Source organism: Corynebacterium sp. LaCa_23 (assembly GCF_058182375.1).
Genome location: NZ_CP190825.1, coordinates 1,758,620 through 1,784,657, shown reverse-complemented (window position 1 = coordinate 1,784,657; position 26,038 = coordinate 1,758,620). Strand labels below are relative to the sequence as shown.

Annotated in this window: 24 protein-coding genes and 1 other RNA gene; 13 read left to right on the top strand and 12 right to left on the bottom strand. The window is 59.5% G+C overall.

Going from position 1 to position 26,038, the window contains the following annotated elements; genetic code table 11:
- Positions 1-323: 323 nt before the first annotated feature.
- Together adhP and rnpB are read left to right on the top strand one after the other, a co-directional pair.
- On the top strand, positions 324-1,388 hold the full coding sequence (gene adhP / locus ACP8IT_RS08530; protein ID WP_005278221.1) for an alcohol dehydrogenase AdhP: 1,065 nt from the start codon (positions 324-326) through the stop codon (positions 1,386-1,388).
- A gap of 68 nt (positions 1,389-1,456) precedes the next feature.
- Positions 1,457-1,912: RNase P RNA component class A (rnpB, locus tag ACP8IT_RS08525), an RNA gene on the top strand.
- A 3-nt stretch (positions 1,913-1,915) separates the two neighbouring features.
- Here rnpB and ACP8IT_RS08520 read toward each other — a convergent pair.
- Positions 1,916-3,190, bottom strand: coding sequence for a galactokinase family protein (locus ACP8IT_RS08520; protein ID WP_284623254.1), 1,275 nt, complete (start codon positions 3,188-3,190; stop codon positions 1,916-1,918).
- A gap of 251 nt (positions 3,191-3,441) precedes the next feature.
- On the opposite strand from ACP8IT_RS08520, the gene ACP8IT_RS08515 reads away from it, so the two are divergent.
- Positions 3,442-3,636 carry a hypothetical protein gene (locus ACP8IT_RS08515; protein WP_023017187.1) on the top strand — a complete coding sequence of 65 codons (195 nt, stop codon included), beginning with the start codon at positions 3,442-3,444 and terminating at the stop codon, positions 3,634-3,636.
- Positions 3,637-3,707: 71 nt separating this feature from the next.
- On the opposite strand, the gene ACP8IT_RS08510 is transcribed toward ACP8IT_RS08515, so the two are convergent.
- Together ACP8IT_RS08510 and ACP8IT_RS08505 are read right to left on the bottom strand one after the other, a co-directional pair.
- On the bottom strand, positions 3,708-5,465 hold the full coding sequence (locus tag ACP8IT_RS08510; RefSeq protein ID WP_284623253.1) for a CYTH and CHAD domain-containing protein: 1,758 nt from the start codon (positions 5,463-5,465) through the stop codon (positions 3,708-3,710).
- A gap of 174 nt (positions 5,466-5,639) precedes the next feature.
- Positions 5,640-6,680, bottom strand: coding sequence for a DUF2786 domain-containing protein (locus tag ACP8IT_RS08505; protein ID WP_490289906.1), 1,041 nt, complete (start codon positions 6,678-6,680; stop codon positions 5,640-5,642).
- A 195-nt stretch (positions 6,681-6,875) separates the two neighbouring features.
- Here ACP8IT_RS08505 and ACP8IT_RS08500 point away from each other — a divergent pair, with 195 nt between their 5' ends.
- From ACP8IT_RS08500 to ACP8IT_RS08480, 5 genes are all read left to right on the top strand, one after another.
- Positions 6,876-8,213, top strand: coding sequence for a glutamine synthetase family protein (locus ACP8IT_RS08500; RefSeq protein ID WP_005278236.1), 1,338 nt, complete (start codon positions 6,876-6,878; stop codon positions 8,211-8,213).
- A gap of 7 nt (positions 8,214-8,220) precedes the next feature.
- Positions 8,221-11,280 carry a bifunctional [glutamine synthetase] adenylyltransferase/[glutamine synthetase]-adenylyl-L-tyrosine phosphorylase gene (locus tag ACP8IT_RS08495; RefSeq protein ID WP_490289905.1) on the top strand — a complete coding sequence of 1,020 codons (3,060 nt, stop codon included), beginning with the start codon at positions 8,221-8,223 and terminating at the stop codon, positions 11,278-11,280.
- Positions 11,281-11,377: 97 nt separating this feature from the next.
- Entirely contained in the window at positions 11,378-11,740 is a 363-nt protein-coding gene (locus ACP8IT_RS08490; protein ID WP_490289904.1) for a hypothetical protein, read from the top strand.
- A gap of 1 nt (position 11,741) precedes the next feature.
- Positions 11,742-12,209 carry a hypothetical protein gene (locus ACP8IT_RS08485; RefSeq protein WP_126319458.1) on the top strand — a complete coding sequence of 156 codons (468 nt, stop codon included), beginning with the start codon at positions 11,742-11,744 and terminating at the stop codon, positions 12,207-12,209.
- 406 nt (positions 12,210-12,615) lie between these two features.
- Positions 12,616-13,392, top strand: a complete 777-nt coding sequence (locus tag ACP8IT_RS08480; protein ID WP_349835621.1) for an AAA family ATPase — start codon at positions 12,616-12,618, stop codon at positions 13,390-13,392.
- 4 nt (positions 13,393-13,396) lie between these two features.
- Here the strand turns inward: ACP8IT_RS08480 and ACP8IT_RS08475 are convergent, their stop codons facing one another.
- On the bottom strand, positions 13,397-14,704 hold the full coding sequence (locus tag ACP8IT_RS08475; protein WP_490289903.1) for an MFS transporter: 1,308 nt from the start codon (positions 14,702-14,704) through the stop codon (positions 13,397-13,399).
- 38 nt (positions 14,705-14,742) lie between these two features.
- On the opposite strand from ACP8IT_RS08475, the gene thrC reads away from it, so the two are divergent.
- The 4 genes from thrC to ACP8IT_RS08455 are packed head-to-tail and all read left to right on the top strand — an operon-like array spanning position 14,743 to position 17,735.
- Positions 14,743-16,185, top strand: a complete 1,443-nt coding sequence (thrC, locus tag ACP8IT_RS08470) for a threonine synthase (protein ID WP_490289902.1) — start codon at positions 14,743-14,745, stop codon at positions 16,183-16,185.
- 7 nt (positions 16,186-16,192) lie between these two features.
- The gene (locus ACP8IT_RS08465; RefSeq protein ID WP_005278279.1) at positions 16,193-16,339 is read left to right on the top strand and encodes a hypothetical protein; all 147 of its coding nucleotides are present in this window, start codon (positions 16,193-16,195) and stop codon (positions 16,337-16,339) included.
- On the top strand, positions 16,314-17,159 hold the full coding sequence (locus tag ACP8IT_RS08460) for a trypsin-like serine protease (RefSeq protein ID WP_474897791.1): 846 nt from the start codon (positions 16,314-16,316) through the stop codon (positions 17,157-17,159). The genes ACP8IT_RS08465 and ACP8IT_RS08460 overlap by 26 nt, the downstream gene beginning before the upstream one ends.
- Before the next feature lie 30 nt (positions 17,160-17,189).
- Complete coding sequence (locus ACP8IT_RS08455) at positions 17,190-17,735, top strand: NUDIX hydrolase (RefSeq protein ID WP_005278283.1); 546 nt, start codon at positions 17,190-17,192, stop codon at positions 17,733-17,735.
- Here the strand turns inward: ACP8IT_RS08455 and ACP8IT_RS08450 are convergent.
- The 3 genes from ACP8IT_RS08450 to glnA all read right to left on the bottom strand — a co-directional run bounded on the left by ACP8IT_RS08450 (position 17,732) and on the right by glnA (position 20,751).
- Complete coding sequence (locus tag ACP8IT_RS08450) at positions 17,732-18,106, bottom strand: hypothetical protein (RefSeq protein ID WP_126319450.1); 375 nt, start codon at positions 18,104-18,106, stop codon at positions 17,732-17,734. The two genes, ACP8IT_RS08455 and ACP8IT_RS08450, sit on opposite strands and share 4 nt — an antisense overlap.
- Positions 18,107-18,136: 30 nt before the next feature.
- Entirely contained in the window at positions 18,137-19,081 is a 945-nt protein-coding gene (locus ACP8IT_RS08445; protein WP_490289901.1) for a TDT family transporter, read from the bottom strand.
- A gap of 236 nt (positions 19,082-19,317) precedes the next feature.
- The gene (gene glnA, locus ACP8IT_RS08440) at positions 19,318-20,751 is read right to left on the bottom strand and encodes a type I glutamate--ammonia ligase (protein ID WP_284641368.1); all 1,434 of its coding nucleotides are present in this window, start codon (positions 20,749-20,751) and stop codon (positions 19,318-19,320) included.
- A gap of 118 nt (positions 20,752-20,869) precedes the next feature.
- On the opposite strand from glnA, the gene ACP8IT_RS08435 reads away from it, so the two are divergent.
- A complete protein-coding gene (locus ACP8IT_RS08435; RefSeq protein ID WP_005278294.1) occupies positions 20,870-21,343 on the top strand; it encodes an RDD family protein in 474 nt (157 codons plus the stop codon).
- A gap of 153 nt (positions 21,344-21,496) precedes the next feature.
- Here ACP8IT_RS08435 and ACP8IT_RS08430 read toward each other — a convergent pair whose 3' ends face one another.
- The 5 genes from ACP8IT_RS08430 to gcvT form a co-directional block, all read right to left on the bottom strand.
- Positions 21,497-22,282 carry a DUF4191 domain-containing protein gene (locus ACP8IT_RS08430; protein ID WP_284624739.1) on the bottom strand — a complete coding sequence of 262 codons (786 nt, stop codon included), beginning with the start codon at positions 22,280-22,282 and terminating at the stop codon, positions 21,497-21,499.
- A gap of 82 nt (positions 22,283-22,364) precedes the next feature.
- Positions 22,365-23,429: a lipoyl synthase gene (gene lipA / locus ACP8IT_RS08425; RefSeq protein ID WP_005278301.1), complete on the bottom strand. Its 1,065-nt coding sequence runs from the start codon at positions 23,427-23,429 to the stop codon at positions 22,365-22,367.
- 136 nt (positions 23,430-23,565) lie between these two features.
- Positions 23,566-24,369, bottom strand: coding sequence for a lipoyl(octanoyl) transferase LipB (gene lipB / locus ACP8IT_RS08420; protein WP_023030463.1), 804 nt, complete (start codon positions 24,367-24,369; stop codon positions 23,566-23,568).
- Between the two features lie 118 nt (positions 24,370-24,487).
- On the bottom strand, positions 24,488-24,880 hold the full coding sequence (gene gcvH, locus ACP8IT_RS08415; RefSeq protein WP_005278306.1) for a glycine cleavage system protein GcvH: 393 nt from the start codon (positions 24,878-24,880) through the stop codon (positions 24,488-24,490).
- Positions 24,881-24,925: 45 nt separating this feature from the next.
- Entirely contained in the window at positions 24,926-26,038 is a 1,113-nt protein-coding gene (gene gcvT, locus ACP8IT_RS08410; protein ID WP_023030464.1) for a glycine cleavage system aminomethyltransferase GcvT, read from the bottom strand.

The following is a 26,038-nucleotide window of genomic DNA, read 5'->3' as shown; positions in this document are numbered from 1 at the left end:
GAGCTTAGTTTTTACGCAGCTAGTACCGGGAACTCGATAAGCAGCGGCTACAGTTTTTGCCGCTGCCTTTCTTTCGCTTACTGCCTCCACCGTGCGCACCGTGTTCGGCTTGTACTAACCCCTCGTTGGTGAGCCTTATAAGCCGCCGAGGGCGTTAGGTGCAGCCACTCTTGATGGCAGGACAGGTGCGCAGCGAAATGGAAACAATACCCAATAAGTGATTTGCTTCACATTTTATTATTTTGTTTCTATACTGACATTCGGCAGTTTGCTCATTAACCAGAGCTCATTGCTTGAGCTCACCAACCAGAGGAGGAGAAGCAATGACTACACCAACCAGAACCGCACAGTCCACACAACCACCGAAGGAATTCACGGCAGCAGTCGTGGAAGAATTCGGCCCTAATGTCACCGTCCGTGCAGAAAAACTCCCAGAACCCGGCGAGCACCAAGCACTCGTGAAACTCGAGGCATCCGGGATTTGTCACACCGACCTGCACGCTGCAGAAGGTGACTGGCCCGTAAAACCAGAACCACCGTTTATCCCCGGACACGAGGGAGTAGGGCGCGTCGTCAAGCTTGGGCCGGGTGAACAGTTCGTGAACGAAGGCGACCTTGTCGGCAACGCCTGGCTCTGGTCGACGTGCGGCGAATGTGAATCCTGCTTAACTGGCTGGGAAACCCGCTGCGTGAAAGCAGAGTACGGCGGCTATACCGTCGACGGAAGCTTCGGCGAATATATGCTCGTTGACACACGCTACTGCGCACGCATCCCGGAAGGTAGCGACCCGGTAGAAGTCGCACCGATCCTATGTGCAGGCGTGACCGTATACAAAGGTCTGAAAATGACCGAGACCAAGCCCGGTCAATATGTCGTCATCTCCGGTATCGGCGGCCTGGGGCACCTGGCGGTGCAATACGCCGACGCAATGGGCATGCGGGTTATCGCCGTTGATATTTCCGATTCCAAGCTGGAGCTGGCCAAGCGCCACGGCGCAGAATTTACCGTGAACGCCAGCGAAGTTGACCCGGTACAGGCGGTGCAGGACTTTACTGACGGTGGCAGCCACGGAGTGCTGGTGACTGCGGTGCACCCGGATGCTTTCGGGCAAGCCATCGAGATGGCTAAACGCGGCGGAACCATCGTGTTCAATGGCCTGCCATCAGGGGAATTCCCGGCGTCCATCTTCGACATCGTGCTGAAGGGGCTGACAATTCGTGGCTCGCTCGTCGGCACGCGTCAAGACCTGGCCGAGGCCATTGATTTTTATGCGCGCGGCAAGGTGAAACCAGATGTCACCGAATGCAGCATTCACGATGTCAACGACGTGTTCAAACAGCTGCACGACGGCAGCATCGATGGACGAAAAGTCATCCGTTACGACTAAGCGCCTTGCAGAGTGTTCCAGCAGATTTGCACAGGTGCGCGGCTATCGACGAAGATGGAGCGGGTGAATGAGCCGGCCGGGCGATCGCGGCTGACAAACTGTGCTGACAGCTGGTGGGCGCAAGTGAAAGTCGAGGAAAGTCCGGACTCCACAGAGCACGGTGGTTGCTAACGGCAACCCGGGGTGACCCGCGGGCAAGTGCAACAGAAAGTAGACCGCCTTGTGCCTCCACTTGCGTTTCGGCCCAAGTTGGGGACACAAGGTAAGGGTGAAACGGTGCGTTAAGAGCGCACCAGCATCGTCAGTGATGGCGGTGGCTGGGTAAACCCCACCGGGAGCAAGGCATCACGGCCCTGCCACGTTGCAGGGCCCGATCAGGCGTTTTAAGGCTGCTCGCCCGAGCCTGAAGGTAGCTGCTGGAACCAACTGGCAACGGTTGGTCTAGATGGATGTTCGCCGCGCGGCGTTCCGCTTAATGGGGCGCTGCGGTTAGACAGAATCCGGCTTATAGGCCGGCTCATTCGCCCTTAATCTTCTACTTTGGCGGGCTCGCCTGCGGCCAGCTTCACCAGTAGGAAGCCATCGTCTGCCAAATCCGCCGCGAAGTTTTCCGCGCGGTTGCTGGGGACATAAGCAATAACGGCTCCAGATAGCCCCGCGTGCGCCGAGCGCGCGGCCACCGCGCCGCGGACCGTGACCAGTTCCGCGAGCTTTTCTGCGGAATCGAAGCCATAAATATTGGTCAGCGAGGCCTGCGATTGCAAGATGATGGGGAAGAGCTCGTTGCGGCGGTGCGAGCGCAGGTAGCGCACAAAGTTCTCCACGCGGGAGGTCTCTTCCTCATAAAATGCCATCCACTCAGTAGCCGCATTGATGCTGGGGCGGCCCTCCTCGCCGTAGACCTTGTGCACCGCCTTGAGCCACTCCACCACGCGCTGTTGTGCATCGGGCAATAAGCGCAGCGACTCCGTGCCGAAGGAATGGCAGGCATCATCGATAAACTGCTGGCGCTGGCGGATAGCGTCAATTGCCTGTGACTGTTCTTCCGCAGTGTTCCCGGGCACCGCCACGGTGAAGGCCACCACGTCGTGGTCCACGACGTGGGGCGCGTGGGTGACCGAGCCATCGGCATAGTCGATGATGCAGACACCGTCGCCACTGCTGCGCAGCGCGGCGGTGTGGCGCGCGCGAAGGGCGGGCTTATGGGCAAAGGTGGTCACCGCCTGGGTGCAGACATCCGCAACGCGCACGCGCAAGGGAGCGTCGAGGTTATCTGTTGGGCCCATTAAGGCAAGCGCTACGGCAACATCCGCCGCCGATGCGGCGCCTAAGCCGATATCGTTGGGGACATCGCTCACGATGGTGATATCCGCCCCAGCCGTCTCCCTGGACAGTAACTGGCGGTTGACCATGGTGTGCACGATGCCGCCGATGCGCGCGGCCAGCCCACCTTCTGGTGCGGGCGGGATGACCGGTTGCCCCTCTGAGTCCGTCGTGGGTTGTTGCGCCGCAGCGAGCGCCGCCACCTCCTGGAGGCCAATGGAATCGTGTACAGCCTCCCCACTGGCCGGCACGTAATGGACCGAAACGATGCCATCCGTGCGCGAACTGACGGCCGCTGCTGCGCGGAGATCCGACAGGCTTGCGGCGACGATGCCCCCATAATGATCGATATGCTCACCAATGAGCGGCCAGGTCGCGGGCGCGCTGGCGACATGGGTGGGCTCCGTTTCCACGATAGAGGCGTGTTGTTGTGCAACGCGCTCAGCAATAGGGGACTTAGGCGTCGACCACAGTGGCATGAAGGCAAAAGCTCCTTTTCCAATTCGGCGGATAAAAATCACGCGGCTACGTGGCGCGGGCTAGCGCCATGGACAAAGTAGCCGATAAAGCGGCTCCCTTGCTCTGCTTGACGGTGCAAGGGAGGCATGAAAAGAAATACTGCCCTCATATTCTAGCGGGCGCGTGTTTTCATGCATGGGTAGTGTGGGCACCAACCACAGGCGGGCGGCGCACACGTGCTGTCCAAAGTATATAGACGAAAGGGACTACCGTGGCGACTACAGCAGATGAGAAGTGGTATTACGACCCTTCCACCAAGGAAGTCAGCAAGGGCAAAGTATTCGGCTGGGAAAACCGCATGGGCCCCTATGACACCCGCGAAGAGGCCGAGCACGCCATAGAAATTGCGCGCGCTCGCACCAAGGCCGCCGATGCCGCAGATAAAGAAGATGATGGCTGGGACTAGTTTATTTCCCAACCATCACCTGGCAGCTACCAATGCGGCCTAACGCGCCACAACCGGTGCCACGGCCGCCGCTACTTCTTCAGCTTCTTGCGCAGCGGCTTAAATGCGGCCTTGATGTCTTTGAAAGACTCGTTGTAATCATCCAACGCGGCCAGGCCGATGGCGCGTTCGCGCTGGTACAGCAGGCCGTAACCAAAGGTATCCTCCCCGCGGCGGTGCGCGTTCTGGGATAGCTCGAGCAATTTATCCCGCGAGGTAACCGAGTCTTGGAAATCCCCCAAGACCGATTGCATCTTTTTGCAGGCCTTGTACAGGCGCTTGGTCTTTAACTTCGTTGCGGAACCGGCTGCCTCTGCTGCGTAACGCAGCTTCTTGGCAGCCTTGCGCATATCGTGGAAATAATCCTCGCGCTCGTGCAGCGAAAGCTCCGCGTTATCCCAGTTGTCTACCGCCTTCTTATGGCGCTTGACCAACTTCTTATAGGCCTTTTCCAAGTGGCGTGCCATCACGGCCTCGACGTCCTCGGCCTCCGCACCGCCGGCGTTGGACGACTTTTCCGTCTTCTTTTCAGCGGTCGGTTCTTCCTCTGCGGGGTGCGTTTCCGCGGATTCATCGGCAGAATTTTCGGCTGCATCCTCAGACGTATCCCCGTCTGCGTCCACGGTAGCGGAATCGTCCTCGCTGTCGGCATCTTCTGCAGACTGGGCACCGGCCGTTGGGGGATCCGCCAATAGGCGGTCAAGGGACTCGAGCAATTCGAGGTATTCCTCAGAATTTAGCGCGGCGATAACCCTGCGGTGCGCCCGCCGGTAGGCGGTTCCCATATCGCGGGAGATGTGTTCGCGGGTGGCGGCATCCAAGGTATCGGAGTCTTCGGACTCCAAGAGCTCTTGCCAGCGCTCTTCCACAACCTCTGCATCGCGGGCCACACCCAAAATGCCGGCGAGCTCTTTGAGATCGGCTTCGATCTTCTCAATCTGTGGGCCGACGACAATACCGTGAAAAGTCTGCAGGTGGCTGCGCAGCTCGCGGGTGGCCACGCGCATCTGGTGCACCGAGTCCCACTCATCGCGGCGAACGCGCGGATCGTAATCAATGAGCTTGTCGCGGTTGGTCTGTAGCGCTGCAATCACGGCTGCTGCTGGGGAATCCTCATCAACGTCTGGGGTAATGAGCGTGGGCGGTAGGGGAGCATTGTTGTAGGAATCTCCCAAGGCTGACTTCAACTTAGACGGGGACGAAGAAACGCGAGCCCCAGCGCCGATGAGAAGTGAAGTGGCGCGGCGGATGAACTGGCTTCCCTCCTCGGTGCCTGGAAGCTCACCGGCAAGCTCCACTTCCCATTCGCGCCAGGATTGCTGCTGCCCGCCGGGCAGGAAGGAAAAGGCGGTGACGTGGTCATCGCAGAATTCCGCGACCGGATTATTGTGCTCGTCTGCGAGCAGCATCTCGGTGCGGTTATTATCCACCTGCGCGATGGGGGTTAATTCGTTGTGGCGAACGATGGAACGCACCTGCCGTACCAGCTCTTGGGGTACCTCGTACTTGCCGTCTACCGGTTCTCCCAGCTCGGCATGGATCTCGGTCCGGCCACCCTCGCTGGGGATCTTGATGTGCCAGCCATCGTCATTGCCGCCGGTGCGGCGGCGCAAGGTGATTTTGGCGTGCGTTAGGCGCAAATCTTCCGTGTCGTAATAGATGGCGGATAGAGCGTGGTGGCGCGTTTCTGCTATATGGTCAACGGATTCGAGTCGAGTGAGTTCAGGTAGTTGAGTCGATTCTGCTACGGCGAATTTCGCTTCTACTTCCAGGAAAGTCTGTGTTGACATTCACATACCCTTAAGCTTTTACAACAATTAATTTCACCTGTGATCCTACCCGTGACGCGCAGCGACCGCCTGAAAAATTTCGCAGCGTTTGCTGTGCGCACAGGTAGAAATGTGCCGCCGACACCATGGGCCTGAAACCAGGCAGAGCGGGCCTCGGAGCACCCGCCTTCGGTACTAAGAATCGATGCCCGTGGCTGGCCCACCCAAGTGAGACTTATCCGCAGCTGTGATGCCATCAGTGATGCCATGCAGGCTATTCATAGATAGCGAGGATGTGGTCAGGTTGGGAAATAGGCGGTCGCGGGTTTCCTCGGCATGATCGGTGCGGGCCTGGAGTGCAGGTAGCGTCTGGGTGGCGATGAGCTCAGCGTGGTGGCTGCAATAGGGGGATTCATCGAGTTTTTCTTCGATCCCGTCTTCATTGGCCAGCTCCAGCAGCTCCCCGATCCGGGCGGCATAGGAAAGCCGGAAGCTCCGGCGATAGGCCGCGGTGGTCTGTGTTGCGCGTGCAAACTCGGCACCCTCGCTATTGCGCATGTACCAATCGCATTGGCGGTTCAGCGAGGAGAATAGATCGGCGCAGTGGGCGGCGTCTTCGGGCGCGCCGATGATGCAGGCAAGGCCCTTTTCGTGGATGAGGAGGGTGGTGCACCCATTGGCATTGGCGATGGTGCCTAACAAGGTGACCTGGTGTTTGATATATGGCGGGTGAACGTGCACGCGGTGGGAAATGAGGCGGGGCTGGTCCACGGTCAAGAGATCTTCGATGCGGTATTTCTGCTGCAGCGACTGGGCCTTAGAAATAAGCACCTCTGCCTCTTCTGCAAAGGACGTGGACTCGGCCTTGCGCAATAGCCCCAAGACCTTGTGGCGGATTTTATCCTGCTTGTCGCTAGAACCATCGGCTTGGCTGAGCTCGCCGCCGGCCAAAAGCTCGGTATCGCGCAAACGTGGCAGGTGCATCAGCTCTTTCATGATGGCGCGCATCTTATCGCGGGGAATGAAATTTTCTTGCGGTGCTTCTAATTGCAGCCACGCTTTGCGCAGCGCGGGTGAGGTGATGCGGGCAGGTACGTGCGGGCTAGCGCGGTAGATGAGGGGGTAGGAATAAGCGCCCAGGACGTGGCGTAAATCGTCCGGGGACCACCCGTATTGGGCGGCAGTAACTACGGCATCGATAACGCTGGCAGAAAGTTCATCAACGTGGGAGGTCATACTAGTTTCTTCCTTTAGAAAGGTTGTACAGGTGTTCGCTTGCCCCACTAGCAAAGCACGTCCACGAAGCCGTACCTGCTGCATTAACCCCCGATCGTTACCCCCTGAATACTCTGCCGACCTGCGAATCTGACCATGTGGAAATTGACTAATGAACTGCACACTGCCTAGCGGTGAGCCGGTAAGGTTTAGGGCATGAATAGCCAACACGAATTCGTCTTACGCACCGTTGAGGAACGCGATATCCGCTTTATTCGCTTGTGGTTTACGGATATCATGGGCGCCCTCAAATCCGTAGTGATGAGCCCCTCCGAACTCGAATCCGCCTTTGAGGAGGGGATTGGCTTTGATGGCTCTTCGGTAGAGGGATTTTCCCGCATCTCGGAATCGGACACCATTGCGCTGCCGGATCCCTCCACCTTCCAAATCCTGCCCTTTGATGACAACGAGCCGGACCTGCAAACGGCGCGCATGTTCTGCGATATTGCGCAGCCAGACGGCCAGCCCTCTGTGGTGGATCCGCGCCATATCCTGCGCCGCCAGGTCACCGAGGCCGCCAATGATGGATTTACCTGCATGGCCTCACCAGAAATCGAGTTCTACCTGCTGGAACACAGCAAGGAACTGACAGACCTGGTCCCCACCGATAATGGCGGGTATTTCGACCAAGCGACACACGATACCGCGCCGCTATTTCGCCGCCGCGCCATGCTGGCGCTGGAATCACTCGGCATCGCCACCGAATTTAGCCACCACGAAACCGCGCCGGGCCAGCAGGAAATCGATCTTCGCCACGCCGATGTGCTGACCATGGCGGATAATATTATGACCTTCCGGCGCGTTATTAAGCAGGTGGCCACGGATTCCAATGTACGGGCAACGTTTATGCCCAAGCCCTTTGAGGATCTCCCGGGCTCCGGAATGCACACGCACTTTAGCCTGTTCGAAGGCCAGTCCAATGCTTTCCACGATCCGGACGATGAATTTTCGCTCTCGCGCACCGCTAAGCAATTCATCGCCGGGATTTTGGAGCACTCTACGGAGATGAGCCCCATTATCAACCAGTGGCCCAACTCCTATAAGCGGTTGATGTTTGGCAATGAGGCGCCGGGTTCGGCCACATGGGGCGTGCAGAACCGTTCGGCGCTGGTGCGCGTGCCAACGTACCGCCTGACCAAGGAGGAATCGCGCCGGGTGGAAATCCGCTCCATCGATGCTTCCATGAACCCATACTTGGGTTATGCGGTCATCCTCGCCGCCGGGCTGCGCGGCATCCGGGAAGGCTACGAATTAGACGAGCCCGCAGAAGACGATGTCCACCAGCTCACCCACCGGGAACGCCGCGCCATGGGGTATAAGGATCTTCCCTCCAGCATGGATCAGGCCCTGCGCGAGTTCGAAAAGTCCGAATTTATGGCAGAGGTCTTGGGCGAGCACGTCTTCGAGTTCTTCTTGCGCGCCAAATGGGAAGAATGGCGCGATTACCAGCGCCAAATTACGACAGTCGAGCTGCGCAACAACCTGAACTTCTAGGAGAATAATGCGTCCTGCCACGGTGCCTTCGCCGGCGTCGCTGGGCCTTAGCCGGTCCCATGCCGCACAAGACTTAGAACAACTGGGATGGAATAACCCGGAGTCCGTTGACCTTTTATGGACGCTGGCTGCGGTCGGTGATCCAGATTTGGCGCTTAATAACCTCGTGCGCATTTACGAGCAGGCCCCGGAGCTCGATGCGGAAATCCGCAGCAACGAGCAAGTGCGGGTGCGTCTTCTCGCGCTCTTGGGTGCGTCGACGGCGTTCGGGGATCACCTCGCCGCGCACCCGGAGCTATGGGAGGAGCTGAAAAAGCCCCTCCCAGAGCCAGAAGAGATGCTGACTAGCCTGCTTGAAACGGTGGGGGCGCAGCCGGCAACGTTCGCTGCAGAGCTCGATGCTCCCGACCCAGCGAGGGACGATCTCAGTGCGCCGGGTACGTACCGCGCGAGCGAGGGCGAGCATAAAAAGGAGATGCGGACCCAGTACCGCACGCTGATGATGCGGCTTGCCGCGCACGATGTGGCGGGAACCTTCCACTCCCGCAAGGGGCAATCCCGCCCGCAGCCGGAGGTAAGCTTCCGGCAGGTCACCACGCTGACGACTGCGCTTGCCGATGCCGCCCTTACCGCCTCCCTTGCCGTTGCGGTGCGCAAGATCTACGGCGATGATCCGCTCGATGCGCAGCTTGCGGTCATGGCGATGGGCAAGTGCGGTGCCGGCGAGCTCAACTACATTTCCGATGTGGACGTTATCTTCGTCGGCAGCGAGGCAACGCCCAAGGCCACCAGGCTAGCTGCGGAGTTTAACCGGATTGGTTCCACGACATTTTTTGATGTCGATGCGAACCTGCGGCCGGAGGGTAAGTCTGGGGCGCTGGTGCGCACGCTGGATTCGCACGTGACCTACTACCGTCGGTGGGCAGAAACCTGGGAATTCCAGGCCCTGCTCAAGGCGCGGGCGATGACCGGCTACCTGCCGCTGGGGCAGGACTATCTGGAACAGATTCGGCCGATGGTGTGGACGGCCTCGCAGCGCGATTCCTTCGTGGAAGACGTCCAAGCCATGCGCCGGCGCGTATTGGATAATGTGCCGGATGAGCTCAAACATCGCGAGCTCAAGCTGGGCGTCGGCGGGCTGCGCGATATCGAATTCGCGGTGCAATTGCTGCAATTGGTGCACGGTCGCTCCGATGAATCCCTGCGCGCGTTGTCGACAGTGGATGCCCTCGATGCGCTTATTTCCGCCGGTTACGTGGGCCGCGAGGATGGCACGCAGCTCATTGAAGCCTATGAATTCTTGCGCCTTTTAGAACACCGCCTGCAATTGGAGCGCTTTCGCCGCACGCACACTCTGCCGGCAGACGATGATGAAGCGGGCCTGAACTGGCTCGCGGTGATTTCGGGGTTCTCCCCGCAGGGCACAAAGTCTGCGGTGCAGGGCATGCTTGCGCATTTGCGCCGCATCAGGATGCGCATTTCCGAGTTGCACTCGCGCCTGTTTTATCGCCCGCTGCTTAATTCCGTGGTGACCATGTCCGCCGATGAGCTCAAACTTTCGCCCGAGGCGGCAAAGCTACAGCTTGCGGCATTGGGCTATAGCTCGCCGAATCGCGCCTTCGAGCACCTGACCTCCCTGGCCTCTGGTACGTCGCGCAAGGCACGCATTCAAGCCATCTTGCTGCCCACCTTGATGGAATGGCTGGCAGACACCGCGGACCCAGATATGGGGTTGCTCAATTACCGCAAGCTATCTGAGGCCGCCCGGGATAAGTCGTGGTTCCTGCGGATTTTGCGGGATGAGGGGATCGTCGGCCAGCGCTTAATGCATATCCTAGGAACCTCGCCATTTACCGCGGACCTCATCATCAGCGCCCCGGATTCGGTAAAGCAGCTTTCCGATGGCGCGACCGGCCCCAAGTTGCTCGAAACCAAGCCGGAGCAGGTATCTAAGGCGCTGGTTAATTCCAGCAAACGCCATGCGCACCCGGATAAGGCGGTGGCGGTCGCGCGCTCGCTGCGCAGGGTGGAGCTGGCGCGCATCGCCAGCGGTGATCTCTTAGGAATCATCCCCGTTGAACAGGTGTGCCAAGAGCTTTCGACCATCTGGAATGCGGTCTTGGAAGCCGCCCTGCGCGCTGAGGTGCGGGCCTGGCGGATGGACCACGAGGATGCGGAACCGCCGGCGCGCATTGCGGTCATTGGCATGGGCCGGCTCGGCGGCCGTGAGCTTGGGTTCGGCTCCGATGCGGATGTCCTTTTCGTGGCAGAGCCTGACGCTGCGGACGATGAGGGTGAGGCCATGCGGTGGGCCATCGGGATCGTCGATAAGCTGCGCCGCCGCCTTGCCAAGCCCTCTGGGGATCCGCCCTTGGACGTCGACCTGGGCCTGCGCCCAGAGGGGCGTTCGGGTGCTGTGGTGCGCAGCATTGCCTCCTACAAGCGCTATTACCGCGAGTGGGGCGAGGCCTGGGAAATGCAGGCGCTGCTGCGCGCGGCCTTCATCGCTGGGGATGAGGAAGTGGGCGAGCGCTTTATGGAGATGATCGATGAATACCGCTACCCGGATAGCGGCGCGAGCCAGTCCACCATTCGCGCCATCCGGCGCATGAAGGCCCGCGTGGATAATGAGCGCCTGCCGCGGGGAGCCGATCGCACCACCCACACGAAGCTAGGGCGCGGGGCGCTGACCGATATTGAGTGGACGGTGCAGCTGCTGATTATGATGCACGGGCACGAACACCCCGCGCTGCGGCAGCCGGGGACCTTGCCGGTATTGGATGCGCTGGAAGAAAGCGGTGTCTTAAGCTCTATTCAAACCAGTGACCTGCGAAAAGCATGGTTGATGGCAACGGATGCCCGCAATGCGTTAGTGCTGGTGCGCGGCAAGCGCGTGGATCAACTGCCTGGGCCGGGCCCGCAACTGGCACAGGTGGCCGGTGCGGCCGGTTGGACGCCGGAGAATAACCAGGATTTCTTGGATACGTACCTGAAATTGACCCGGCATGCGCGCAAGGTGGTCGATGAAGTCTTCTGGGGAGAGGAGGAATCCTTCGAGCATTCTTAAAGTTGCCGCATAACTTGGTCTATACAGCGCTCATTCCCTTAACTTTTGAAGTATCGGACTACTAAAGTAGGAACAAGTTAGAGAAAGGATCTTTGGTATGTCATTTCAGCTGCAGCTCGATGTGGACTCCGCCACCGTGGGAGAATTGGCCGCCTTGCTTTCCGCCGCTCGCGCGGCAGGGGTCCGCGATGATGACGTCCTAAAATTAGATGGCTCCACCTTGACCATCGCGGTATCGGCCCCACACACGGGCGCGTCCAGCGGCGGGCAGAACCTCGATGCGTTGCATCGCCAAGACGACCTTGATCGTGAGGGCGGTGCGGACTCCCGCTCGCGCGGGCGCGGCGACGGCATTGGGGAGGCCACGATCCGCTCGCTCATTGATATTTTGAATGAACGCGGCACTGGCAATTCCTCGCGCGGTAATGGTTATGGCTTCTTCGGAGGAAGTTCGGATTAACATGGCTAAATCTTCGGGAGCCCACCGCAGGAAGCTTATCTACCTCTGGGGCTGTATCGCCGTGGCGACCATTATCGCCGTCGTCGTTGGCACGTGGGCAACCAGCCGCCATCACCCGCCTAAAGGGACGATGACCGTGGGTGATGCCGTAGCCGGGGGAGTGGTACAGGAAGAAGCGCCCGCTCAGGTTAATGGTGCAGTAGGAGGCGATGCGTCTTCGGAAGCCAATCGCGTGATGTCGCTGGCGAAGGCATTGGGCATTCCCCTGGAATCGGTGCCGCGCGATATTACCCAGAATAAATCCGGAAAGTCTGATGTCCGGCAGTATCTCGAGCGCGAGTTAAAGAGCGCCGTGGCCTCTGGTGAGTTGGATGAAGACGATGAAAAGGCCATCATCGGTGCCTTCGAAAAGGGGATTGTCATCCCTGCCAGCGATGGCATCGTGGCCGAAAGCGCCCCGGCGAACTAGGCCAGTGCCATGGGCACTGGAATGCCTGCGAATGGTCCCTAAGAAGTTTCAGGAAACCGGCAGACTGACGGCATGGCCTTAACAGCTCGTCTCCCTAGAGTTATCCCATAACGAAACGGTAACGAATAAAGGTGTGCGTTACCGAGGGACGGGAGGAGACGATGACAATAAGCAATAGATTATCTACAACCTTGGCGGTGGCTGCAGCCATAGTATTTCCTATTAGCGGGGGATTGGCGATAGCCTTTGCGGTAAATACGGTTCCAGCAGAGACCATTGCCCAAGCCGCAACCGGGGATCCATTAATCCTGCACCTCAAGTCCGCACTCGAGGTAGCAACAGCACTAGCGAAGAGATAGCGTGCATACCCCAACTGTGCACCGCCGCTGCTGCTAAAGTTCCAGGCATGTTGGTTGATGCCATTCGCCTGAAATCCATGCCGCGGGATTATCGCCGCAGCCTGCCTGCCTTCGATTACCTAGCGGATTTAAGGCGCTTTTCCTTTACCCGCCCGGTGACGATTTTCGTCGGCGATAACGGCATAGGAAAATCCAGCCTCTTGGCCGCCATGGCAACGGATCTTGGGTGCTCTCCCAAGGGCGGCCGGATGGGGGATCCGGAAGCAATCTTGCCAGTAAGCCCGGTGGCTTGTGAGTGCACGGAGCTCATCCAGCGCGCCTATTTCTTGCGCGCGGAAACCCACGAATACCTGCTATCGCGCGAGCAATCCCCCGAGGAAACCGGCGGGCGTTCCACCCTGCCCATCCAGGTGGATGTGCAGGCCCGCTCGCACGGCGAGTCCGTCTTCGACGTGCTCTATGAACGAGTTGACGGCGCTGGGGTCTATATTCTGGATGAACCAGAATCGGGCTTGTCCGTCGTCCGGCAATTGGCGCTGATCGCTGAAATCGCCCAGGCCGTTGACCGCGGCGCGCAGGTATTTATCGCCACGCATTCACCCATCCTATTAGGCTGCCCCAATGCCGATATCGTGGAATTAAATGACACCGGCTTCCAGCGCATTTCCTTTGATGAGGCCGAAGCCGTGGCCGCCACTAGGGAGTTCCTCGCGGATCCAGTGGGAACCATCAGCTTTATCTTGGACCCAGACGCAGAAGATGCAGAGGCGGAGGATGCAGAGGCGGCCGACACCACGGTGGACGAGGCCGAAAGACCCGAATAGACCGCTAGGTTACTTCCACGATCCGCACGGATGGCCCCGCGTAGCCGCCGCGCCGGCGCAGGATGTGGGTGATGACGACACCAGCCATGCCGCACAGCCATACGGCGAGGACGGCGAGTGAGGCGGAGGTGAAATCGGGCATAGAGTAATTGGGGGCATCGGCAGAGTGGTCCAAGACCATGCCGAATAATTGCGCACCCAACATGCCGGAGGTAAACCCGCCCATATTACCCAAGCCGGTGGCGGTGGCGACGACGGAGCGGTCCATGTTCTCGCGGATGATGTCGAAGCCATAATTCGACGTCGGCGTGCACAGCGCCAAGATAAAGGAGACCACGGTGATGGCCGCCAGACCCCCGCCGGTGCCGAAGGCGAAGAATAGTACCCAGGTCAGCACGTGCAGGCACACAAACCCAAGCGCGACCCAGGGACGGATATTCTGCGCGCGGGAGGAAATCCGGCCGTGTAAGGGCCCGACCAGAACCAAAAATACGGCCAAGAGGGTGAGCACAAGGCTGGCCTTGCCCTTGGACAGCTCCATGCCTTGGGTCATCATGGGCATGCCCCACAGCATGACAAAGACAATCAGCGGCAACATGCCGCTGTAGTGAATAAAGTACGCCTGCCAGGCGATGGGCGAGGTAAAGACCGCCTTTAAGCGGACACCGATGCTGCTGCCCTGGGAATTGGGCGGTTCTTTTTCTAAAGGGATAACCCCGAGCTTCTCTGGGGAGTCAGCGACCGCGACGGCGGCGGCAATGGCGACGAGGATGCCTACTGCGCCCAAGGTCACGAACGCCGCGGTCCATCCCGCAGTTCCTAGCAACCAGAGGAAGGGGACGGCGGAAATGAATTGGCCCATCTGGCCAATGGAGGAAGTCACCTGGGTAAACATCGGTGTGCGGTGCAGCGGGAACCAGTAGGGCAGGATGCGCATCACCGATAAGAAGCCCGTGGCATCGCCGGCGCCGATGAGCACGCGTGCGAAGATAGCTACCCCGTAATTGCTGGTAAAGCCGAGTATGACCTGGCCAACGCCCATAATGACCGCGCCCACCACGAGCAGGATGCGGGGGCCAAATTTATCGATCAGCATGCCGGTGGGGATCTGCGCGATGGCATAAACGCCCAATTGCACGGAGGTAAATACCGCGATGCGCCCGGCATCGACGTCGAAGCGCTCGATGGCATCGAGGCCGGCTACGCCGAAGGAAGACCGCCCGGTAATGGCTACGAGGTAGACCGCCATTGCCGCGATCCAAATCATTAACGCCTGGGTTGTGATAACTTCTCTGGGATTTGGCTGCGACATGGCTGATACCTTACGCGTTAACTACTAGGATTCATCTTGTGAAGTATATTTCGACCCGTGATACCACCGGCCAGCCCGCATCCTTTACGGATATCCTTTTAGGAGGGCTCGCGCCCGATGGTGGCCTTTACCTGCCTGAAACCTACCCGCAACTAGATTCCGCCACGTTGGATGCGTGGCGCGATGTGGTGAAAACCAACGGCTATGCCGCCCTTGCGGCCGAGGTCATCAAGCTGTTTATCGATGATATTCCAGACGAGGATCTGGATAAAATCGCAGCCCGGGCATATACCAACCCGAAATTTGCCTCCCCAGAGATCGTGCCGGTCACTGAGCTTGGCGATGCCCTCTTTATCGGCCACCTGTCCGAGGGCCCCACCGCTGCATTTAAAGATATGGCCATGCAGCTTTTGGGCGAGCTTTTTGAATACGAGCTTGCCCGCCGCGGGGAGACGCTGAATATTTTGGGCGCTACCTCCGGCGATACCGGCTCTTCCGCCGAGTACGCCATGCGCGGGCGCGACGGCATCCGCGTTTTCATGTTGACTCCGGCTGGGCGCATGACCGCCTTCCAGCAGGCCCAAATGTTTGGCCTGGATGATCCGAATATCTTCAATATCGCCCTCGACGGTGTCTTTGATGATTGCCAGGACGTGGTAAAGGCCGTCTCCAGCGATGCGGAATTTAAGGCCAACTACCGCATCGGCGCGGTCAACTCCATTAACTGGGCGCGCCTGCTAGCCCAGGTGGTTTACTATATTTCCTGCTGGATCAAGGTCACCGATACTAACGAGCAGAAGGTATCCTTTAGCGTTCCTACCGGTAACTTCGGCGATATTTGCGCCGGGCATATCGCTCGCAGCATGGGCCTTCCCATCGATCGTCTCATCGTGGCGACGAATGAGAATGACGTATTGGATGAGTTCTTCCGCACCGGCAACTACCGCCCGCGTCCGGCCGCGGAAACCATGGCCACCTCATCGCCGTCGATGGATATTTCCCGTGCCTCCAACTTCGAGCGCTTCGCCTTCGATCTTTTAGGACGCGATGCCGCCCGCGTTGCAGATCTCTTTGGTACCAAGGTCAAAGAAGGCAGGTTTAACCTTGAAGAAGAGCTCATCACGGCCGCGCGCGAAGATTATGGTTTCTTGTCCGGTTCCTCTACCCACGATGACCGCCTTGCCACCATCAAGGACGTCCACGAGCGCTATGGTTACCTGGCGGATCCGCACACGGCCGATGGCATCAAGGTGGCGCGTGCGGCCCAAAAAGAGGGTGTGACGACGCCCATTATCTGCCTGGAAACGGCACTGCCGGTAAAATTCAGCGAAACCATTACCGAGGCCATCGGGAGCGCGCCGCAACCACCAGAGCGTTTCGCTGACATCCTGGACGCGGAACGTCACGTGGCGGATCTGCCCAACGATGCGGCAGCGGTGAAGGACTTTATTACCTCGAGCATCAAGAACACGGAGGTGTAGCAACCACATGGCATTAGAAAACTTCGCCGGACCGGAGCACTATACCGAATTCGATCCGGAAAAATTCATCCGCGACTTAAAAGCACAAGCAGAGGCGGATAAGGAAGAACAGGACAAGGACTCTGCAGGTGACGCGGGTACGGATAGCCAGTAGCCTGCTGGCAGCAGCAGGGCTGTTTATGGTGGCATCGTGTAGCACCGATGCCACCCAGCAGCAGGATGGGGTGGTTGCGCAATCCACTGACACGCCACCGCCGGCGCCGCCGAACGAGTTTTATGAGCCCGCGGTGGTGCCGGTACCCCCAGGCGCCGCGCTGAATTTAACCACGAGCGACCCACAGCCGGGCGAGTACTTTAACTTCCAGTCCTGCACCGCGGCGTGGTCCTTCGCGCTTGCCGATGGCCGCACCATCGCCGTGACGGCCTCCCATTGCGGCAAACCTGGCGATAAGGTCTGGGCCGGAACCCAAGAGGGCGATTTCGCCTACCCAGCCGATCCAGTAGGCGAGGTGATCTATTCGGACTTCTTTGCCGAGGAGACCAATCACTTAGACGTTGCCTTTATCGAGCTGTACCGCGATGCGCAGTACTTCACCCCAGGCGAGGTAGCCACCACCGTAGCCACGCAGCTGAACAAGTTGCCGGATGCGGTGTGCAAGCTGGGCAGTTCCACCATTGTGACCTGTGGGAACGTAAAAAACGCCGTGGATTCCACGCAGCTCAACTACCAGGGCCTAGAACACGATTCCAACGCTGCCTTGGCGGAGATGTGCAGTGCCGTCGGGGATTCCGGCGGGCCCGTTTACGGCGATGTGGATGGCCGGCAGACCATTGTGGGGCTGGTTTCTGGAATCACCGAGCCCTTGGACGAGGGGCATAGCTGTGAAGACACGCAACAAAACATCGACGTGGCCTTTACCACCGCACCGGATATCCAAGAACTGGCGCTGAAGGTCCTCGGCCCCGTGGCATAGGACCGGCCAAGATTGGCTACGCTAGGTGGTATGCCAACGCCTGATTATATTGTGAAGCTGCGCGAATCCATCGGCCACGATCAGATCTTCGTCCCCGCGTGCAGCGCCATCATTCTCCGCGATGTCCCCACCGGTGCGGCCCTGTGGGAGGTGCCGTCTGTACTGCTAGTCAAGCGCGCCGATAATGCCGTGTGGACCCCGGTCGAAGGCATCTGTGAGCCGGGCGAAGAGATTACGACCACCGCCTTGCGCGAGGTCAAAGAAGAGGTGGGCCTCGATGCCAAGGTGGAAGCACTCCTCGGTGTTGGCCAATCCGGTCCGGTGACCTATCCCAATGGCGATGAATGCATGTTCATGAGCACCGCGCTGCGCCTATCTGTCGCCGACGGCGCCGAGCCCGTCATCAGCGATGAAGAAAATACCGAAGCGCAGTGGTTCTCGGTGGCCCACCTCCCGGATAGCGTGTCGCGGCGCCATCGCCTGATGATCGCGGATGCCGTGGCGCACCTCAAGCACCCGCAAGGCTTTTCTCCCCGCATGGGCTGGATGAAGCGCAGCGAGCAGCCCGGGCTCTAGCGCGTTTCCTCCGCGCCTATGAGCAGTCGCTTTAACTCCTGCGCGCTGTTCGCTACGACCAGCTCTTGGGCGATGCACTCCCTGGCCTCTTCCACGTCTTCGTCGTAACCGCAGCAAATGACCGTGGCATCGATAGTCATCAGCAGCTTGCTGCGGCGCGCCAGCTCAAAAAATAGCTCGCTATCGTCTGGCCCCCATTCCCAGGCGGTGCCATAGAAATCCTGGGCGCCATCGCCAAGCCAGGAGGTTTCAAGCGCTAGGCTTGCTCGGAATAAAAAGACCCCGTCGCGCCGCAAGCCGGCGAGCACCTCCCGCACCCCGGCAAGGTCCGCAGCATCCCAGGCAATGAAGGTAATAGGCGAAGAGCTCATGGCCCGATGATAGACGAGGGAAGACATCACCTAGTGAGTCAGTTCTTTGCGTGTGCGGCCCTCCCAGAGCCAGCCTAAGAAGCGCGCTGAGCACAGGCACCAGTGAGCGATAAGCAGCAGGGGAATGCTCAGCGCGATAACGTCAAGCCATTCTGAACCATTGACCAATGCGGTCTGGTGCCCGCCCATGCTCACGGTGCCAGGCGGAAAGGTGCACGCCCACCACGCAGGGGAATAGGGAACCCAGCGGGCTGCTTGCGGATAAAAGTTCACCATCGCATACAGCGATAACGGGATGGCGATGGCGAGCGCGATAAGCCCGTAGTACACGGAGACACTGCCGGGGTAGAGGATCTGCATTGCGGTAGTAGATTGCCCAACCACGCCCAGTGGCACCCACGCGGTGGCGGATTTTCCACCGCTAAAATCCACTTTGCCGTGCCACGCCGCCCAGTAGACGTAGACAAATACCGGGACTGCCGTCAGCAAAGACATAGCGAAGAGCGCGGTACCCATGATGTGGTAAATCTGCCCGTAATCGCGGGCCAACCACCCGGCTACCGATGCCGAAATCATTGGCCCTACCAAGGGGAGACCCCAGGTAAAGCGCGGCTCTCCATCGAAGCGAGTGAGCTGAATGCCCCACGTGATGACGGTGACGGGACCACCTACCCAAAAGCCGACGAGGCGGAATATTCCAATGTCCGTCAAACCGGATAATGCCGCCCCAAGCGCGAGGACGCCGATGAAAAACATGGACCATTCCGCCATGGTGGTCCTCTCAAATCGCGGACTGCGGTAGCGGGCGTAACCGGCAGTCAGCACGACGAATATGGCGCATGCAAGTGCAGCAAATACTCCAGCGGCAACGAGCATGTCTTCTTCAACCAACATGCGTGAGACGATGGAGGTGCCCATGAGGCTGCCGGCCCATGCAGGACCAGGAGGGGGAAGTTGGCGGAAAGTATCAGTCACTATCCAGATTCTAATTTCATCCGAAGCCTCTTACTAAGACTGAGCCACTTTTTGCCTGGTGAAAACCCTCATGTGTGCTGCAGAGAGCGTCCAGCCTCAAAGTGAGCGTCGATTATGACGACGCTCTCGGGCATGCTCAGCGGTACCGCCGTAAGCATGAGAAGAAGGCAGCCACCTAACTAATGCTTAGGTGGCTGCCTTCTATCCGGAGCTAGCTGAGAACTAGCAGCGACGATTTAGCAGTCGAAGTAGAGCTCGAACTCCTGCGGGGTGGGACGCAGGCGCGCGGGGTTGATCTCGTTTTCGTACTTGTAGTTGATGTAGGTCTCGAGGAGATCCTCGGTAAAGACATCGCCCTCGGTCAGGAAGTCCATGTCTTCCTTCAGAGCCTCTAGGGAGGCCTCCAGGGAGGTTGGTGCCTGCGGGATGGACTCGGCCTCTGCTGGAGGCAGCTCGTAGAGGTCTTTATCCACTGGGGCGTGTGGTTCGATGCGGTTCTTCACGCCATCCACACCGGCCATCATCATGGCGGCAAAGGCCAGGTATGGGTTGCTGGATGGGTCCGGGGCGCGGAACTCGATGCGCTTAGCCTTTGGATTGGAACCGGTGATCGGGATGCGGATCGCGGCCGAACGGTTGCGCTGGGAGTACACCAGGTTGATTGGCGCCTCGAAGCCAGGGACCAGGCGGTGGTAGGAGTTCAGCGTTGGGTTGGTAAAGGCGAGCACGGCACCGGCGTGGTGGAGGATGCCGCCGATGAAGTAGCGGGCGATATCGGAAAGCCCGGCGTAGCCAGCCTCATCGTGGAAGAGGGGCTCGCCGTCCTTCCACAGGGACATGTGGGCGTGCATGCCGGAACCATTATCGCCGGCCAGCGGCTTAGGCATGAAGGTCGCGGTCTTGCCCCACTCCTGGGCGGTGCGCTTGACCACGTACTTGAAGGTCTGGATGTCATCGCCGGCGTGCAGCAGCGAGTTGAAGCGGTAGTTAATCTCGTTTTGTGCCGCGCCTACCTCGTGGTGGAAACGCTCGATCTCAAATCCGACCTCTTGCAGGTTGGCCACGATGTCATCGCGGACCTCGCTGTGCTTATCGTACGGCGGGGTGGGGAAGTAGCCGCCCTTTACGCGGGTCTTGTAACCGGTATTGGGGGTGCCGTCCAGGTTGGTCTCGTTATCGCGGTTCCACCAGCCTTCATCGGAGTCCACCTCATAGAAACCGTGCTGCATATCGGTGCCATAGCGCACGGAATCGAAAAGGTAGAACTCGGCCTCGGCGCCAAAGTTACAGGTATCGGCGATGCCCGTGGACTGCAAGTATTCCTCGGCCTTGCGGGCGATATTGCGCGAGTCACGGGTAAAGGGCTCAAAGGTAAAGGGATCGTGGACGAAGAACTTGATATTCAGGGTCTTCGCCGAACGGAAGGGATCGATATGCGCGGTGGCCGGATCCGGCAGCAGCGTCATATCGGATTCCTCAATGGTGGTAAACCCACGAATGGAAGAACCATCAAAGGCCAAGCCATTTTCGGCATCTTCTTCAGTAAATTCGCTGGCAGGGATGGAAAAGTGGTGCTCGGTGCCGGGGACGTCCGTAAAGCGGACATCCACGAACTTTACGTCCTCATCCTGAATATATTGGACGATGTCCTGCACTGTCTCGAAAGACAAGATTGCCTCCTGTTTGTTGGCCGATGAATTATCTGCCTATAGCCTACTAGTTTTATCCGGCCGGCATGGCCAATAGCCTCGTTTCACTTCTGAGTGAGGGGCAACTAAATTGGTGAGCATGGCAGACAAGCGCACGTGGCTCGATGGGCCCAATATTCCGGGCGAATATGACGATGCAGGAACCCCCGGACGGTGGCCTGGTGAAAACCTGGGCCTGCCGGAATCCGGACCCGGATCCATGGCGTCGGTAGGCCGCCGCGCAGGCGCCGTGGCCATTGACTGGATCATTTGCATGCTGCTGGCTAACGTCATCCACATGGTCACCACGCAGCTTGGCGGCGTGTCCTTTTTGGGCTATGCGCTCTGGGCATTAATGGGCATCGTATGTGGCTGGCTGTTCGCACGCACCCCCGGAATGCTCATCCTTGGCATGGGCGTGGCTCGCCTGGACGTGCCGGGCGCGCAGGTGGGGCTCTGGCGCGCGGCAGTGCGCACGCTGCTGACCGGCGTCATCTTCCCAGCCGCCATGGTGGATGCGGACGGGCGCGGCATGCACGACCGGGCGACGGGCACCATCGTTATTAACTCTTAGCGGCGCGCGGGGATAAGTCCCGCGCACCGTATAGCCACGAAAACCACGACAGTCCCTGCAACCTTTCCCAATCGGGTGGTTGCAGGGACTGTTTGTGTTGTAGAGCAAGGCGAGAGCCGAAAGCCTAGCCAAGGCGAAGGGCTAACGGTGTGTTTAGCCCTTGCCCTTGCGTTGTTGCGCGCGGCGCATGCGGCGGTTCATGCCGGACATGTTCTGTGCCTGCTGCGGCATTGGGCCCTTGGGCATGCCCGGCATCGTCCCAGGCATCGAGTCCATGGCCTCAATGCGGCGGATATTGTCGTAGGTGGCGTTCTTATTGTAGTTGCGCGGCAGCTTCATGAGGTGGTTGCGCAGCTTGGATACCGGCACCTCGTCTTCGCCGGTGCCGACGTAGACTTCATAGACCGGCACGCCGCCGGCAATCTTGTCCACGCGCTTTTTCAGCTGGTTAAGGGTGGGGCGAAGGCGGTTCTTATTGCCCTCGCACACGAAGATGACGCCCGCATTGCCGATGACCCGGTGGATAAGGTCCTGCTGGCGGGTGGCGGCGATGCCAGACTTTACGGACCACACGATGCCGACGGTATTGCGCAGCTGCTGCTCCAAGGCCCAACCGGCGGCGCCGGGCTGGTCTTCGACGCGCTTGTACATATCGCGTTCCAAGCGGCGGGTAAATAGGAACATCGCCAAAAGCGCACCCAAGCCCAAGCCGATAATCAGCATGAACCACTGGCCATTAAAGAGCAGGCCAATGAGGAAGAACAGTAGGCCGACGCCGAGGAAGGCGGCCAGCATGATAGGGATGAGAGCCTTATCCTGCTTGCGCTGCAAATTGAATGCCTGCCACAACTGTGACCAGGTTTGCTTACGCTTTTGGCGCTTGGCCGCGCGTTCTTGCTTCTTGGCAGCTTTCAGGGCTGCTTTGTCATCTTTCGCCATGGTTCCTACTTTAAAGGTCAGGTGACATAAATGTTAAACGGCCCCCGCAGATGGCGAGGGCCGAGTAAGAATATTCCGCGGTTTAGCGCACGGTTGCCGCGACCGAATTAGCATTGGCCGGAGTCTTGGCCATGCGGGTGGTCACCGGGGTTTCCTTGGAAGGGCCGTACTTATCCAGCAAAGTGGATGCCTCCTGGGCGGTAGCGCCCTGGGACGTTTCCTTCAGGTGCTGGAGGTTTTCCGGCAATTCCAGGCCGCGCTTTTCCATGGCCTGCACGTACAGGCGGCCGGCGCGGTAGGAGGAGCGAACCAGCGGGCCGGACATGACGCCGCCGAAGCCCAGCTCCTTGGCCAGCTTGGAGTGGGCCACGAATTCCTCCGGGCGCACCCAGCGCTCGATGGGGTGGAAGCGCGGGCCGGGGCGCAGGTACTGGGTGATGGTGATGATGTCACAGCCAGCCTCGCGCAGGTCGCGCAGTGCTTCCTCGACTTCGTCCTCGGTCTCGCCCATGCCCAAAATCAGGTTGGACTTGGTAATGAGGCCGTAGTCGTGGGCCTGGCGGATGACATCGAGGGAGCGCTCGTAGCGGAAGGCCGGGCGGATGCGCTTGAAGATGCGCGGCACGGTCTCCAGGTTGTGCGCGAAGACCTCCGGTTGTGCCTCAAAGACCTCTTCGAGCAGGTCTGGCTTGCCAGAGAAATCCGGGGTGAGGTTCTCCACGCCGGTGTGCGGGTTGAGCTCGTGGATCTTGCGCACGATCTCCGCATATAGCCACGCGCCCTCATCTGGGAGGTCATCACGGGTCACACCGGTAATGGTGGTGTAGTTAAGGTCCATTTCCTGGATGTTTTCGGCCACGCGGCGCGGCTCGTCGCGGTCAAGCGGCTCCGGCTTGCCGGTAGCGATATCGCAGAAGTCGCAACGGCGGGTGCACTTATCGCCGCCGATGAGGAAGGTTGCCTCGCGGGATTCCCAGCATTCGTGGATATTCGGACAACCGGCTTCTTGGCAGACGGTGTGCAGGGAAGCGCCGGCCACGCGGGACTTCATGTCCTCATAGCCCGGTCCGGTGCGTACCTGGTTGCGGATCCACCGCGGCTTTTGTTCGATGGGCGACTCCGCATTTTTCTTCTCAATGCGGAGCATCTTGCGTCCTTCAGGCTTTACAGTCACAAATACTCACTTTATCGATTAAAGATGGTGATGGCTAATAGCTCTTCTAGGTTCAAGGCGCGCGGGCGCACAACTATTCCACGCTAGCCCCAAACTAGGGCCACGGGGCTTAAGCCTGCGCTTGCCGACGCCGCTCCCGCGCCTTCTCATTCGCAAGCTTCGTGGGATCGGGCGCGGAACCGAAACTGTGGTCGGCGACGGTGAGGCGGCCCGAGAGGGCATCATCAAGCGCCCGCAAAAGCGGTTTAGCGGCTTCCTCCATCGTGACCTCGCGGCCGAGTTCTAGCGACAGCGTGGTGATATCTGCATCATCGATGCCACAGGCCACGATGTGATCGTAATACTCCAGCGTATTGCTGCAATTGAGCGCTAGGCCGTGCATGGTAACCCCGCGGGTAATGCGGATTCCCAGCGCCGCAATCTTGCGATCGCGCTGCGAGGCGGAAGGATCTTTAGCCTGGGTGGTAGAAGGAACCCACACCCCAGAGCGGCCGTCGATGCGGCCTGCGGTAGTCACGCCCAGCTCGCGCACCGCCTGGATGGTGGCCTCCTCGAGGCGGCGGACATAATCGACAACATCGACAGGCTCCGCCAGCTTGATGATGGGGTAGAGCACCAACTGCCCCTCGCCATGCCAAGTAATACGCCCGCCGCGGTCCACGGTGATAACCGGCAGATCGTTATCCGGCATGTCCTCAGGCTGTGTGCGCTTGCCCGCGGTGTAGATATTGGGGTGTTCGACCACTAAGACCACATCGTCCTGCGTGCCCTGCGCGCGCGCCGCCGCCACCTCCGCCTGGTAATCCCATGCCTCTTGGTAATCCATGCGGCCCAAGTGGCGTATTTCAAGGGGGTTGTCCGAGGCGCGAATGGAGCGTTCAGCGGGAAAGAAAGGATCGCGTGGTGCAGTCATAATCTCTAGTGTCGTCTTCTTTGGTGGGGAAAAGCAAAGCGAGGAAAAGCAAAGCGGGAGAATGCCATGGCATCCTCCCGCCTTATTTTATGTTCGAGGGTGTCGAACGAACCGCCTTTTAGTCTAGGCCGTTAGCGGAGGCGTATTCGTCAGCCTCCATGAGCTCGCCTGCTTCATCCACCTCGACCTCGAAGAGCCAGCCTTCACCGAAGGGGTCGTTGTTGATGACGGCGTAGTCATCGTGCACGGCATCGTTGACGGCCTTCACGGTGCCGGTGACCGGGGAGAAAAGGTCAGACACGGACTTGGTGGATTCGACCTCGCCACAGGAATCGCCGGCGGTGACGGTATCGCCTACCTCTGGCAGTTCTGCGAAGACGACCTCGCCCAGGCGGTCTGCGGCCACGGAGGTGATACCGATGCGAACGGTCTTGCCTTCTACGGCGTCCTTGGCGGCGTTAACCCATTCGTGGTCTTCGGAGTAGGAAAAGTCTTGGGGCAGGTTAGACATGATATGGAGTCCTTTCGGGCTGAATATTTAGGGTGTGCGGGTGGCTTACTTATCGCGCTTGTAGAACGGCAACGCGGTTACCTCAAAAGGATAACGCTTGCCGCGGATTTCTACCTCGACTGCGGTGCCCGGTTCGAGCTCCGCGCTGGTATCGAGCAGCGCAATGGCCACTGGGTGGCCAAGAGTGGGGGAGGGCTGGCCAGAGGTGACGGTGCCGACCTTGGTGTCATTGAGGAAGACCTCGGCGCCGGCGCGCGCGGCGCGGCGCTGATCCGAGGTGAGCCCGGAGATAACGACCTGCGGGCCTTCCTCGGCGCGCTTGCGGATGACCTCAGCGCCGACGAAGTCCGCTTCCTTTTTGGCAAAGGCGCGCGACATTCCCGCCTCTACCGGGGTGATTTCGCGGGAGAGCTCGTTGCCGTAGAGCGGCATGCCGGCCTCCAGGCGCAGCGAATCGCGCGCGGCTAGGCCGCACGGCTTGATGTCATATTCCGCGCCCGCCTTGAGCAACTCTTCCCACAGCTGCGGGGCATCGGAGTTGTAGACGATGAGCTCGAAGCCATCCTCACCGGTATAACCGGTGCGCGCGATGATGGCGAAGGTGCGCGCTACCTTGCCCATCGTGGCGGCGTAGTAGCCCAGCTCGTAGACGGCCTCTTGCTTATTGTCCTCTACCAGCGGGACGAGGATCTCTGCGGCCTTGGGGCCCTGCACGGCGATCATGGCAACATCGCGGGACTCGTTCTTGAGCTCAACGTCAAAACCCTCGGCGCGCTTATTGAGCTCGTCCCAGACGATATCGGCATTGCCGGCATTGGGCACAACGAGGAACTTTTCTTCCTCGAAGCGATAGGAAATCAGGTCATCGATGATGCCGCCGTCTTCAGCGGTGATCATGGAGTACTTGGCCTTGCCCACCTTCAGCGAATCCAGGTTCGAGATGAAGGAGTAGGACAAGAACTTGCCGGCATCGGGCCCATTGACCCAGATTTCTCCCATGTGGGAGAGATCAAACAGGCCGGCGCTGGTGCGAACGGCGCGGTGTTCTTCCAGTTCGCTGTTGTACTTCAGCGGCATATTCCACGGCCCAAACGCCGTGAAGGTAGCGCCGAGTTCCTCGTGCTTGGCATTGAGCGGGGAGGTTAGAAGTTCGGACAT